12 protein-coding genes are annotated in these 12,299 nt (G+C 43.0%); 9 read left to right on the forward strand and 3 right to left on the reverse strand.

Annotated features, from left to right (window positions below; genetic code table 11):
• Nucleotides 1-16 precede the first annotated feature (16 nt).
• A complete protein-coding gene (locus J7E35_RS06075) occupies nt 17-1,330 on the forward strand; it encodes a bifunctional folylpolyglutamate synthase/dihydrofolate synthase (RefSeq protein ID WP_214777963.1) in 1,314 nt (437 codons plus the stop codon).
• An 85-nt stretch (nt 1,331-1,415) separates the two neighbouring features.
• Nucleotides 1,416-3,131, forward strand: a complete 1,716-nt coding sequence (locus tag J7E35_RS06080) for a sensor domain-containing diguanylate cyclase (protein ID WP_214777965.1) — start codon at nt 1,416-1,418, stop codon at nt 3,129-3,131.
• Nucleotides 3,132-3,165: 34 nt separating this feature from the next.
• Here the strand turns inward: J7E35_RS06080 and J7E35_RS06085 are convergent, their stop codons facing one another.
• From J7E35_RS06085 to J7E35_RS06095, 3 genes are read right to left on the reverse strand one after another with little or no spacing between them, the layout of a single operon-like run.
• Complete coding sequence (locus tag J7E35_RS06085; RefSeq protein WP_214777967.1) at nt 3,166-4,083, reverse strand: hypothetical protein; 918 nt, start codon at nt 4,081-4,083, stop codon at nt 3,166-3,168.
• Between the two features lie 12 nt (nt 4,084-4,095).
• A complete protein-coding gene (locus J7E35_RS06090; RefSeq protein WP_214777969.1) occupies nt 4,096-4,527 on the reverse strand; it encodes a PilW family protein in 432 nt (143 codons plus the stop codon).
• 4 nt (nt 4,528-4,531) lie between these two features.
• The gene (locus tag J7E35_RS06095; RefSeq protein ID WP_214777971.1) at nt 4,532-4,948 is read right to left on the reverse strand and encodes a type IV pilus modification PilV family protein; all 417 of its coding nucleotides are present in this window, start codon (nt 4,946-4,948) and stop codon (nt 4,532-4,534) included.
• Between the two features lie 144 nt (nt 4,949-5,092).
• Here J7E35_RS06095 and J7E35_RS06100 point away from each other — a divergent pair, with 144 nt between their 5' ends.
• From J7E35_RS06100 to J7E35_RS06130, 7 genes are all read left to right on the forward strand, one after another.
• Entirely contained in the window at nt 5,093-5,623 is a 531-nt protein-coding gene (locus J7E35_RS06100) for a hypothetical protein (protein ID WP_214777973.1), read from the forward strand.
• 30 nt (nt 5,624-5,653) lie between these two features.
• Entirely contained in the window at nt 5,654-6,970 is a 1,317-nt protein-coding gene (locus tag J7E35_RS23660; protein WP_214777975.1) for a VanW family protein, read from the forward strand.
• A 32-nt stretch (nt 6,971-7,002) separates the two neighbouring features.
• A complete protein-coding gene (locus J7E35_RS06110; protein ID WP_214778690.1) occupies nt 7,003-8,658 on the forward strand; it encodes a GspE/PulE family protein in 1,656 nt (551 codons plus the stop codon).
• A gap of 13 nt (nt 8,659-8,671) precedes the next feature.
• The gene (locus J7E35_RS06115; protein ID WP_214777977.1) at nt 8,672-9,712 is read left to right on the forward strand and encodes a type IV pilus twitching motility protein PilT; all 1,041 of its coding nucleotides are present in this window, start codon (nt 8,672-8,674) and stop codon (nt 9,710-9,712) included.
• Between the two features lies 1 nt (nt 9,713).
• Complete coding sequence (locus J7E35_RS06120; protein ID WP_214777979.1) at nt 9,714-10,919, forward strand: type II secretion system F family protein; 1,206 nt, start codon at nt 9,714-9,716, stop codon at nt 10,917-10,919.
• Nucleotides 10,920-11,045: 126 nt separating this feature from the next.
• On the forward strand, nt 11,046-11,504 hold the full coding sequence (locus J7E35_RS06125; protein WP_214777981.1) for a pilus assembly FimT family protein: 459 nt from the start codon (nt 11,046-11,048) through the stop codon (nt 11,502-11,504).
• Nucleotides 11,505-11,528: 24 nt separating this feature from the next.
• Complete coding sequence (locus J7E35_RS06130; protein ID WP_214778692.1) at nt 11,529-12,284, forward strand: prepilin peptidase; 756 nt, start codon at nt 11,529-11,531, stop codon at nt 12,282-12,284.
• Nucleotides 12,285-12,299 lie beyond the last annotated feature (15 nt).

The following is a 12,299-nucleotide window of genomic DNA, read 5'->3' on the forward strand; positions in this document are numbered from 1 at the left end:
AATTGAGGTGTGTTTGATGTTTAATACATATGAACAGGCAATTGATTGGATCCATGCAAGGCTGCGGCTGGGTATGAAGCCAGGACTTTCAAGGATGGAATGGATGCTTGAAAGAATGGACCATCCAGAAAGATGGATCAAAACCATCCATGTCGGCGGCACGAACGGGAAAGGTTCAACAGTCACGTTCCTGCGTTCCATCCTGCAGACAGCAGGATACAGGGTCGGTACGTTTACTTCGCCATATTTTGAACAATTCAATGAGCGGATTAGCATCAATGGCCAGCCAATCAGTGATCAAGAATTGCTTGAACTGACGAATGCAATCAAGCCGCTTGCTGACGAACTGGATCATACGGAGTTGGGCGGACCGACTGAATTCGAAGTGATTACTGCGATGTCACTCTATTACTTTGCAAAGATGTCACCTGTAGACGTTGTCATTTATGAGGTTGGGCTTGGCGGCCGCTTCGATTCGACCAATGTCATTCACCCGCTGCTATCCATCATCACTAGTATCGGTCTCGATCACACCGCGATCCTGGGGGATACATATGAACAAATAGCTTTTGAAAAAGCGGGAATCATCAAGAATGGTGTAAGTACCATTACGGGAGTTGAGCAGCCCGAAGCACTGGATGTAATCAGAAGAAAAGCCCTTGAAAGCAAGTCCCCTATGTACCATCTTGGAGATGAATTCACAACTGGTTCAAGAGAGTCCCTGGAGCGTGGAGAAAAATTTTCGTTTTCCAGCATGTTCGGCCAGCTCAAGAATCTGAAAACTTCAATGATCGGTTCTTATCAGGCAGACAATGCCGCCTGTGCTGTAATGGCCAGCCAGGTCCTTGCAAACTACTATTCGTTTATGATTGAGGAAGAGCATATCAGAGAAGGGCTGATTGAAGCCTATTGGCCTGGACGGCTTGAGATAGTCAGTGAAACTCCTTTAGTCCTGATTGATGGTGCTCATAATGAAGAAGGAATTAATGCGCTGGCAAGTGAAATAAATTCCCGATTTGCCGATAAAAGGATTAGTATTCTTTTTGCGGCACTTAAGGATAAGAAGTTAGACAAGATGATCGCGACTCTTGAAGAAGCTGCCGACCAGCTGACTTTCACAACATTCGACTTTCCAAGGGCAGCTTCTGCGGAAGAACTAATGGAAGTTGGAAGCAATAAGGTAAATAACAATCTCGCAGTCGATTATCAAGACTTTCTCTCTGTGAAAATAAATGAATTAAATGAAGATGAAATTCTAATTGTCACGGGCTCTCTTTACTTTCTATCAGAAGCAAAGCCTTTTATTGTGAACGTGTTGAAAAATAAATAAGAAAATTATGACATTCGACAAAAAATTTGCTAAACTATTAACAAAAGTGTGACTTTTTACCTAGAAAGGAGGTGGATAGATAAAGATGACTCCAATGATCAAAAAATCAATATGGTTCAGCTGGCTCCTGATCGTTCCGGTTGGGCTCTGGCTGACCTATCAAGTCTATCCGCCTCCTGATAATATTTCTGTATTGGATTTACTCACCTTTCTGGTGTTAATGTCTATTGTGGCTTCCATGCCGATGGTCGTCAATAATACGCCGATATTCCTGATCCAGTGGGTTTCGCTCGCTGTATTCCTGACATACGGTATTTTTGTGGAAATGGTTTTGATGCAAATTTCGGTGCTGATCCTTTTAATGAGGCTCCGGGTACAAAAATCTGATATATACAGGTTTCCTCTGAATTCATTGATGTTCTTTATCGTTTCATTAGTGAGCGGATTGATATTTTATGCACTGGGCGGAATACATGGCGCTCATTTGGCCGACGATGCATCTACTTATATCTTGGGAACGGTATATGGCATTAGCAATTATAGTGTGAATACTTTATTCCTGATATTCCTGCAAGCAGTCGTCCTAAAACTGAAGGGACCTTATTTCGGAAAAGATTTCATCTGGGAAACCGTTACGACATTGATTACATTTCCTATAGGCTTCATACTATATGAACTGTACCATAGTGAGATGGGGCTCTATTCCTTATTGTTTGTCGGGATTCCTTTCGCGAGTCTGTCTATCATTCTCAGTCTCTATTATTCGAGCGGAAAGGTGAACCATTTTTTACAGAGTGCCGCTGAGATTGGCCACCAGCTGGCTGAAAGACTGAAGTCCAATGAAGTTGTTGATCTCTTTGTTCAAAAAGTGATTGAGATGCTTCCCGTTGACTATGCCTACATTTTGGATGTGGTGGATGACAGGGAACTGAAACTGATTCACAAGGTGGAATTTGGGGAAGTAATGGATCCTATAGCCGAGCCGCTTGGAAAAGGTAAAGGAATTAGCGGCCTTGTATGGGCTGAGAGAAAGCCTGTACTTTATCATTCAAAAAAACAATGGAAGCATATAAATTCAGGCTATATTCCAGCAAGTGCCGAAAGTATTCTCGGTGTGCCGATTGTCAGGAACAACCAGGTTATCGGTGTTCTTGTCCTGGTCGCAAACAAAAAGAGGGCATTCGAAAAATCTCAGCTGATGATCATCGATATCCTATGTTCTCACTTTGCGATTGCTGTGGAGAATGCGAGGCACCATGAAAAGACAAAGGAATACAGTGAACGCTGCGCATTGACCGGACTGTATAATTATCGCTACTTTGAAAACATGCTGTCTTCAGAATTCGGAAAATTACAAAAAGGCGAAAGACACCTTCTCTCCCTGATCCTGCTCGATATCGACCACTTCAAATCCGTCAACGACACATATGGACACCAAAGCGGAAATGAAATATTAATCGAGCTTGCTGAGCGGCTGAGGGAAAGAATCGGCCATATTGGCACAGTTGCCAGGTACGGCGGGGAAGAGTTTGTGATCCTGCTGCCTGACATGATGAAAGGCGATGCCCTTAAACTGGCAGAACAAATCAGGCTGTTGATCGCCGAAAATCCCTTCACACTGCTGCAATCAATGGATGCAGAAGGAAAGCAGCTCTTAGTCCATATCACTGCGTCAATCGGTGTGGCAACCGCCCCGCAGGACGCCGATGACTCACTGGCATTGATTAGGCATTCCGACCGTGCATTGTATGTTGGTGCAAAAAGGTCCGGACGGAATCGGGTTGCGGAGTATGTGAAATAAACAAGGCTGACCCCGTGTGGGTCAGCCTTGTTGTCTAATATGTAACTTCCATACCATTGTCAGGGTCAATTGACCACTCATTATTTAGAACTGCCTGCGGGCAACTATCGATATCTCCTCCATCGAAGGGAGTGTATTCAACTAGTTTTTGGTTTTCTATTCTATAAGGGGTTCCTAGTACACAGACACTGGAATTTCCGTTTGTGTCTGGAGATAAAGGCTCGTTGAAGATTGCATCACCATGAACGATAATGGTATCTCCGCCTTTTAGTATAACGTGAGAATTAAAAAAGGTATCTCCTTTAATGAATAGCCCTGTATTACCTCTTAAGGTTACGGTTTTATTGAAAAAGGTATTACCGCTATATGTCTCCTCCTGTTTTCCACCTTTTAATTCAAAGTCTTCCAACTCAATATTAACGTAGGTGGTCTTTTCTGGGACCGATTCTCCGGCTCGTGATCCAGTACTCTTTTTTATAGTAAGTTTGCCTTTTAAAACCATTTCCTCTTTAACTGTTTTTCCCTTGCTATCGAAAGTGATTAAAATATAACTAGCTTGCCTGTTAATAACCGGATTCGAGATTTGATAGGAGTTGTCTTCATTAACATCCAGTGGCAAGTAGGCATTCTTATTAACTTCCCTCGCCAATGCCGCATTGAACTCCTGGTCATAATCCGGGACAGGATAATTTGGGTTCTCACTCAATAGATCAAGAGCATTTTGCACAGCTTGTCCCGCTTCGGCATTTGCATTTTCTACGATTCTTGTCAATAGCGCTTCATAATGGGCCACTCCCATTTCTGCAAGATCTGTGGCTCTATTGATTTCATCTGTCTTGTTGAACTGCTTTCGGGCAGAAAGCGCCATTCCACTCAAGGATAGGGCGAAGGTGAAGGTGATGGTGATAATCAGCAAAACCAGGACAAGCGCATAGCCTTTTTCGTTTTTCATCACATTCCCTCCCTAATATCTTTTAATCATTGTTTCTATTTCATAGGTTTGTCCGGTGTTGTCTTTGAGAATTAACTGGATCGATAAAGGACTGTTTGAATAGATTACTTTTTCACCTGTAAAAGGCTCAGGGTCTGGAGAACCTGCCATGATTTCTAGGGAATATCTGTCATCGCCCAAAATTTGCTCACTGGCATTTACCCGGATTTTCGCAGTTTGTTCCGCTGCATTGTAGTCGATCATATACTCATCGTACTTCAAATGATATTGCTTGATAGTGGAAATAATCAGGTTTGCTGACTGGTCCATATTATTTTTTTCCGAGATCAGATTATAGTTTTTATTGAATCCGAAGAACACTCCGTAAATAAGAGCAGAAGCGATAAAAAGGATCGAAATCGCAGCAAGCAGTTCATATAATGTAAATCCGCGTTCGTCTTTCAAGATATCACCTTCTTATATAAGTAAAAGTCCTTGATGTACTATCTGGGTTGTTTCGATCTTGAACAGACACTTCCACGCGAATTAACCCTTCTTCACCATTACTGAAACTGACGGAAATCTTATGTGTACTATTGAATGAACGATCCAATAGTCCCGCCAAGCTATCCTCACTGAGGGTGCATGGAAGACTTGGACATTCAGTGCTGGTGCTCAGTGTATCCTTGGTCAGCTTCACTTCTATTAAATTCACTATTTGCTGGACTGTCTGGGTTGTACTGATCTTGTCCTCATTTTTTTTTACGAACATTGCTGATTGTGTAAAGAAGCCAGCAAAAGATGTAAGAACAATCACAAGGAGTACAATTGACAACAAAACTTCCAGCAAGGTGATTCCGCTTTGGTCGTACAACTTTTTGCCCAAGTCATTGCTCCTCCGTCTATTAAATCTATTGGTTTTATTATACAATATAAGAGTGTGAAATTTGTCATAATATAAGATGATAGACTGATATATTGCGGAATTTTGTAAAAAAGCAACAAATACAACATAGCGTGGAGTGAGACAATGGTAATCCTGATTCTTTTAATCCTGTCCTCAGTTTTGAGTGTTATTCTCATTCACTTCATTCCATTTGGCTTAGAAATCAGACAGAAAAAGTTAATTTCTGTCGCCGCGCCTGTTATTGGCTCTCTTGGAATCGCTTTTAGTTTCATTGCCACTCCATGGCAATCTATGCTGGTCATCATATTGTTGGCTGCCTCAGCTGGTTATGGAATGATTACAAGGGTAACTGAAACTGGAATTGAAGAAGGCAGACCAAGGGTGGCGGAAACGGGTGATCTATCAAAATTAGATGTTGATAATCATCTGCAAAAAACGGTTAACCAGGGCGAAAACATTGACTTGAATGAAATACCCGTCTCAAATACTCTCAACTCAAAACAGGAAGAAATACATCTAGCTGAGGATATCTCATTTTTGGAAGTCAGAAACAATCAAACATTTGAATTGAGTGACTTAGAGGTAATTCCTGTCCTGAATTTCGAAGATTCAAAAGACGAAGAAATAATTGCCTACGATAGCAAGACTTCTTAAATACAATCTTTTTACCAGAGGGGAATATATGTGAATTTACGCCAAATAGTAAAAGTCTCTTTGATCATCATTGTTTTTTCACTATTTACCTACAGTTTCACTTATTTTGGTGCTTCAGCTATAAGCTCCCCAAAAAATGTGGAACCGTTATACTCTGAACATACTTTCATCGGGTCGATCGATGTATCGAACAAAACAAAAGATGAAGCGAAGGTTTTATTGGAAGCAAACTGGTCTGAATGGGCTCCTAATGCAAAAGTGGCACTGCTGTATAAAGAGCATTCTTATCCGCTTATGGCAGAAGATTTAACCCTTTTAGCAGATCAGTCAATTAGCTCTGCTAGTGATGGGCAGCAGAATGACATTCTCATTCAGCTGGAACCTTTAAATGGAGGATTACCTGACCAAATCCATAAACAATTGAATCATAAAATGCTGGAAAACGATTTAACAAATGCTATTCAAAGTTTCAATGAGAATATTGTTATTGAGTTGGCGAGGTATCTCCCTCCCGAAGAACCAATCGAAGTTTCGGCGGTTTCTTACCAATTGAAGGATGAATATGAAGAAGTTTTAATTTTTATTGACTCCTTTCCATCTATTGAGCTGGGAGCCGAGTCACAGTTCTCGCTGGCCTCTTTCGTAAGGGACAGTGGAATGCCAGAGCTGACGGACCAAACATACAGCCAGATTGCGACTGCCATTTATCAGGCTGTCTTGCCAACGAACTTTCTCATATCGGAAAGGCATATAAGCAGGCAGCTTCCAGATAGTAGTGAACCGGGTTTTGAAGCAAAAGTCCAATTTGAGAGAAAAATGGATTTTATTATTTATAACCCCAACGCCTCGACTTATACAATTGAATTCGACTGGAAAAGTCCTAATCTGGAAGTGTCGGTTAAGGGAGCACCATTCTTATACAATTACAGTATTCACACTTTGGACAAGCAGGAATTTCAACCGAGGATGATCAAGCAATTTTCGCCTCTTTTAAGTGCCGGCCAAAAGTCTGTAAAAGTGGAGGGAAGTCCTGGTCTGTTCGTGAAGGTCGTTCGTGAAACCCATTCTGAAAAGGGTGAACTGATGAAAACAGAGGTACTGTCTGAAGATTTTTATCCTCCAGTCCACCGAATAGAAGTCCATCCATTAGGAATAGCTGCCAACGAAACTGGATCTGGAACTGCTGATGGGGAGGATTCAATCGTTTTACCTGGTGATGGTACTACTGACGTGCAGCCAGACCAATCCGCAGGAGAAACGCAACCTGTTGAAGATGAAAGGGACGATGAAGAAGCTGATACCGAAAACGATGGGCTATTCGGAAATCCGAATGAAGAACCAAAGTAAGCCAAAACACAGGAGTGATCAATGTGAGGCAAATGAGAAAACGGCTTGGCGACTTATTAGTCGAAACAGGGCTGGTTTCAGAAGCTCAGCTGCAAGCAACCCTTGCTGATAAAGCAGCAGGTCAAAAATTGGGAGATGCACTCCTGCAAAGAGGGCTGATAACAGAACAGCAGCTGATTGAAGTTCTCGAGTTCCAGCTGGGTATTCCACATATCAGTTTATACCGCTATCCATTTGATACAAAGCTTTTCACGTTGATCCCTAAAGAGATGGCAAAGCGTAATTTAGTGATTCCTCTGAAAAAAGAAGGGGAAAAGCTTTTCGTTGCGATGGCGGATCCAATGGATTTTTTTACGGTCGATGATCTCAGGCTGTCAACGGGCTTCCATATTGAAACCGCGATAGCAACCAAGGACGATATCATCCGTGCAATTAATAAATACTACGATAACAACGATGGACTTGATGATTTGATTGGCATCAGCAGCCCGGCAATGGAAACTGATCAGGAAGAGAATCTGACAGAAGCCGATTCCCCGGTCATCAGGCTGGTGAATCAACTGCTGTCAAATGCGTCTGCCAACAAGGCCAGTGATATCCATATAGACCCACAGGAAACGAAGGTTGTCATCCGCTATCGTATTGACGGAATTCTTAGAGTGGAACGTGTGCTGCCGAAGCATATGCAAAACGTGCTGATCGCAAGGATTAAGATTATGTCGAATCTCGATATCACCGAGAACAGGACTCCTCAGGATGGAAGAATCAAAGTCAATCTTGATTTTCATCCGATTGATCTTCGTGTTTCCACTTTGCCAACCGTTTTTGGCGAAAAGGTGGTCATGCGGATTCTTGATATGGGCAGCACATTGAATGACATTGAGAAGCTGGGGTTCAACACGCATAATCTCAACCGGTTTACGAAGATGATCTCGAAACCGAATGGAATTGTCCTGATTACTGGTCCTACTGGTTCCGGGAAATCTTCTACCCTGTATGCCGCTTTGAACAAGCTGAATAGTGAAGAGGTCAACATCATTACGATAGAGGATCCGGTAGAATACCAGATTGAGGGCATTAATCAAATTCAGGTCAACCCGAATGTTGGCATGACCTTCGGGGCCGGTCTGAGGTCCATCCTCCGCCAGGATCCGAACATCATCATGGTAGGTGAAATACGGGATAAAGAGACAGTGGAAGTGGCAGTAAGGGCCTCTTTGACCGGACATCTGGTACTGAGCACAATGCATACGAATGATGCGCTTAGTTCGGTTACGAGGATGCTGGATATGGGAGTAGAGCCTTTCCTTGTCGCATCTTCTTTAAGTGGAGTTGTCGCCCAGCGGCTTGTTCGGAGGGTGTGCCGCGATTGTGCAGAAGCTCAGGAGCCGACAAAGCGTGAAATAGACATTTTTTCTAAAAGAGGGATGTCGATTGAGACTGTGTGGAAGGGAAGGGGATGTTCTTCCTGTAATATGACCGGTTATCGAGGCCGGCTGGCAATCCATGAGGTGCTGTCAGTGGATGACGAACTTCGCAGAGCGATCATGAATGAAGAGCCTGTTACAGCTCTAAGGGAAATAGCAGTAAGGAATAAAACAATCTTCCTGATCGACGATGGACTGCTGAAAATTAAACAGGGACTCACCACGACCGAAGAAGTTTTAAGGGTAGCCATAACAGAATAAGCGGGGAGTTAGCATGAAGGAAAAAATTGAGCATTTGCTGAGGTCTGGTTTCGAACTTAAGGCATCAGATATTCACATAACTGTCGGCATTCCTCCAGTAATGAGAATTAACGGGGATTTAAGAAGATATGGAACGGATACGATTACTCCAGATGAAGTTGAAGAAATGGCCAAAGCCATCATCCCGGAAAATTCCTGGAATGTATTCAAATCAAAAGGTGAACTAGACTTTTCATACGGGATACCTGGCATCTCCAGGTTCAGGGTGAATGCTTATCATCAAAGGGGCTGCGTTTCGCTGGCAGTAAGGATTGTTCCTACAAGAATTCCGACATTGGAGGAGCTGGAACTGCCAGATATCCTTAAAAGAATTGCCGAAAAACCACAGGGGCTGGTGCTCGTGACAGGACCAACCGGAAGCGGCAAATCTACGACGCTGGCATCACTGATCCAGTATATGAACATGACTATGCGGAAGCATATCGTCACATTAGAGGATCCGATTGAATATTTGCACAAGCATGGCAACAGCATTATCGACCAGCGTGAAATTGGTCTGGATACCAATAATTTCGCCAACGGACTGCGCGCAGCACTCCGCCAGGATCCAGATGTCATCCTGGTAGGGGAAATGCGGGACCTGGATACAATACAGACTGCGATTACCGCTGCTGAAACCGGGCATCTTGTACTTGGCACTCTCCATACTTCAAGTGCCCCAGCCACGATCAATAGAATAATAGATGTTTTTCCGCCGGGACAGCAGGCGCAGATACGGATTCAGCTCGCTTCGGTCCTTGTTTCAGTCATTTCCCAGCGGTTATTTCCTACTGTCGATAAAAAGGGACGCAGGAGCGCAACGGAGATCCTGATCAATAATGCGGCCGTAGCGAATTTAATCAGGAACGAGAAAATCCATCAAATCATCAGTATCATGCAGACCTCCAGAATTCATGGAATGCATACCCTTGAGATGGATATCAAGGAGCTTGTCCAGAGAGGGATTGTCTCCAAGGAAATTGCTGAACCATACTTATTGGAGAAGATGATTTAATATGGCTCGCTTTAAATATTCCGGACGCGACCGGACAAAAAAACGCTCTGGCACGGTTACGGCTGGTTCCAAACGTGAAGCATTGGAGAAGCTTCGCGAGGACGGAATCAGGACTACCGAGATTATCGAAGTGCCTGAAACTTGGCTTACAAAAGATATCACGATCGGAAATCCTGTTAAGCTACAGCATCTGGTCATCTATTTACGCCAGTTTGCTACTTTGTTAAAAGCTGGAGTCTCGGTTGTGGATTCCACTAAGATTTTAGCGAAACAAACGGACAGTAAAGCATTGAAGAAGGCACTGATGGACATCGAAGCAAATCTGCGGGAAGGGGTCCAGCTATCAGAAGCAACCTCCAAGCACAGTAAAATCTTTTCATCCATGTATATTAATATGGTGAAGGCAGGAGAAGCTGGCGGTAATATGGATGAGACGCTGGAACGGCTCGCTGAACACTATGAAAAGCAACATAACACCCGGCAGAAGGTAATCGCCGCAGTCAGCTATCCAGCCGTCATTGCGATACTGGCGATACTGGTAGTCATCTTCTTGCTGGTTTCAATAGTCCCTACATTCGTTGGCATGTTCGAGGATTTTGGCGGTGAATTGCCGGCCATCACCAAATTTGTTCTTGCGGCAAGCGAATTTATGCAATCCTTTTGGTGGCTGATCATGTTATTGCTTATAGGAGTTGTTGCGGGACTGTCGGCAATGAAGAAAAATAAGCAGACAAAATATTATCTTGATGTTGCCATTTTACGGATGCCGATTTTCGGAAAAATGATGCAAAAAGCAGTCCTGGCCAGAATGACAAGGACCCTTAGTTCACTATTTTCGAGTTCAGTCCCGATTCTGCAGGCGTTATCGATTGTCGAAAATGTGGTGGAGAATGAAGTGGTCGGAAGAGTCGTCCGGGAGTCACGTGACGCTCTCGAAATCGGACAATCGATGACCGGCCCCATGAAAAAACACTGGGCATTCCCACCATTAGTCACACAGATGATCGCAATCGGCGAAGAAACAGGGTCACTGGACGCCATGCTGGGAAAAGTAGCCGACTTCTACGAAAAAGAAGTAGAGACAAGTACGGACCAGTTAAAATCATTGATCGAACCAATCATGATTGTCATTCTTGCCGGACTCGTCGGAACAATCGTTACTTCCATCATGATTCCAATGTTCGACATATTCAATCACGTAAATTGATGTTAACCATAAAGAGACAATTATCTACACATTCTTTATAGGAAATTCATAATCTATCATTTATAATATGATTAGATATATATTCCAATAGTCATAGGTAAAATTAACTAAAAGGAGAAGATGAATATGTTGAAAGCAATCAAGAAAAAAATGAAAGATCAAAGAGGTTTGACTCTGGTTGAACTTTTGGCTGTAGTTGTCATTTTGGGGATTATTAGTGCGATTGCCGTGCCGAGTATTGGAAATATTATTGAAAAATCAAAAGAAGACGCTCATAAAAGTACGGCAATACAGATGTTAAATGCTGCTAGACTAGCGGTTACAAATAATGAGCCAGAAATAACATTTAGTGACGTAACAGAGTCAACCGACAAAAAAGCTACAGTAAAACTTAGTACTTTGGAATCTAAGGGTTATATAGAAAATGTTGTGAATCCTAGCGATAAAACAGGTGGGTATGATAAAGAAACTAGTATTGTAGTAATTACAAAAAGTACAAATGGCAAGTTCACCTATTCTGTTACGCTAAAATCGGGCGTTGGTTCAAAAACTTATATAGATAACAAAACACAAGAGCAACTTTAAAAGGAGGAAGGGAATATCGACAGCATTTATACTTTGGTATTCTTGTTTTACGGCCTAATCCTAGGCTCCTTCTACAACGTAGTAGGCCTCCGGGTCCCAGAAGGAAAATCAATCGTGTCACCGCGTTCTTCTTGCCCCACCTGCGGGCATCAGCTGCGTGCGATTGAATTGATTCCGGTAGTTTCATATTTACTTCAAAGGGGGAAGTGCCGCCAGTGCAAGGTCGGCATTTCGCCCGTTTATCCTTTTTTTGAGCTTTTGACAGGTCTGATGTTTGCGGGTGCCTATCTTTTGCTTGGCTGGAGCGGTGAATTGGTCATCGCACTGACTTTGATTTCATTATTCATCATCATTACGGTGTCCGACCTTGCGTACATGATGATCCCTGATAAGGTGCTGCTTGTATTTGCGGGTATTTTTATTATCGAGCGTATAATTATTCCTCTATCACCCTGGTGGGACTCATTCGCTGGGGCAGTTGCGGGATTCATGATCCTCTTGTTTATTGCCCTCATCAGCAAAGGGGGAATGGGTGGCGGCGATATCAAGCTTTTTGCGTTGATTGGGTTCGTGGTTGGTTTTAAGACCATGCTTCTATCCTTCTTCTTTGCTACCTTTTATGGCGCTTTCTTTGGCATTGCTGCCATGCTGCTTGGATATGTAAAAAGAAAGCAAGCAATTCCATTCGGCCCGTTCATTGCCCTTGGTACTCTAACAGCCTATTTCTATGGTGCAGAAATCTTAGGATGGTATCTTCAACTTTTCGTGATTGCCTTGTAAATAAGCAATTAATTT

The sequence above is a fragment of the Bacillus sp. ISL-45 genome, from assembly GCF_018613195.1.
GTDB lineage: Bacteria > Bacillota > Bacilli > Bacillales > Cytobacillaceae > Mesobacillus.